This is a genomic window from Heyndrickxia ginsengihumi (assembly GCF_011008565.1).
GTDB classification, from domain to species: domain Bacteria; phylum Bacillota; class Bacilli; order Bacillales; family Bacillaceae_C; genus Weizmannia; species Weizmannia ginsengihumi.
Genome location: NZ_JAAIWK010000059.1, coordinates 1 through 1,391 on the forward strand (window position 1 = coordinate 1; position 1,391 = coordinate 1,391).

Sequence of the window (1,391 nt, forward strand, 5' to 3'; positions counted from 1 at the left end):
TGTGTAAAATGAGTTCGGTATTGTACCGGACTCATTTTTAATTTTGCCTTGATCCGTTTCGTATTATAGTAATTAATATATTTTTGTAATTCTACTTTAAAATGTTCGACACTCTCAAATTCCTTTATGTAGAGGAACTCAGATTTCATAATTCCAAAGAAATTCTCCATGACAGAGTTGTCGTAACAGTTTCCTTTACGAGACATACTTTGGACTATCCCTTTTGATTCAAGTGCGTAACGATATTGCTTCATCTGATAATGCCATCCTTGATCGGAATGCATGAGTAGCTTGTGGTTCTCAGGTAAACGTTCAAATGCCTTCTCCAACATGCCTGAAACAAGTGAATAGGTTGGTCTTGAACTGATTGTATACGTGATAATCTCTCCGTTATATAAATCTAAAACTGGCGATAAATAAAGCTTTTCGCCGAATAATTTAAACTCCGTAATGTCAGTTACCCATTTTTCAATTGGTGCGTCTGCGGTAAAATTGCGGTCTAAAATATTTGGCGCAATTTTTCCCACTTTACCTTTATACGATTTATACTTTTTCATACGTACTAAGCATTTCAAACCAAGCTCTTTCATAATACGTTGCACTTTTTTATGGTTCACTTTTTGTCCCCGATTCGCCAGCTCATCACGAATACGGCGATAGCCATAACGCCCTTCATGTTCTTCATAAATCACTTTTATTTCAGCTTTTAAATCAGCGTCTGGATCTGGACGATTCATACGTTTCACTAAATCATAGTAAGTACTGCGTGGAATGCCAGCGAGTTTTACAAGTGCTTTCACCGGATATTTATGCCTTAATTCATAGACTACTTACGCTTTGTCCTGTTTGGTGATTTTTCTTTGTTTTGAACTAAGGCATTCAACTTTTTTAAATACTCATTTTCCATTTCCAGTTGTTTTATACGTGCTTCAAGTGCTTCTCTGGATCCTTCAACTGGTGATTGTTTTGGATGGTGATTGGATTCTTTTTTCAAGGATGGACGCCCCTTTTTCTTTGATTGAAGGGCATCTAATCCTTGTGTTTCATACTGCTTTCTCCACACACTAATTGTAGAAGGGGCAGGTATCTTAAAGATGGCTGCCGTTTCATTTAAGGACGTACCTTTTTCAATCATAAAATTTAGTACGTCTAGTTTAAACTGTCGTGTGTAATTTGTATAGGGCTTTATAAAAGCTTCATCCCCGTTGTATTCATATTGTTTAGCCCATTTAAGGATTGCTTTATTATCAGTTCCTATAGATTTAGCTATTTCATTAGAACTCTTATTTCCATTTAAGTAACACTTAACTGCTTGTAATTTATCTTCGGCAGTAAATTTAACCATAGAAAAACTGCACCTCCAACTGTTAGATGGTGTCTAACAATTGGGG

1 pseudogene is annotated in these 1,391 nt (G+C 36.0%); it reads right to left on the reverse strand.

Annotated features, from left to right (window positions below):
• Positions 1–1,345, reverse strand: a pseudogene (locus G4D61_RS17860) (IS3 family transposase); the annotation flags it as partial.
• Positions 1,346–1,391: the final 46 nt, after the last annotated feature.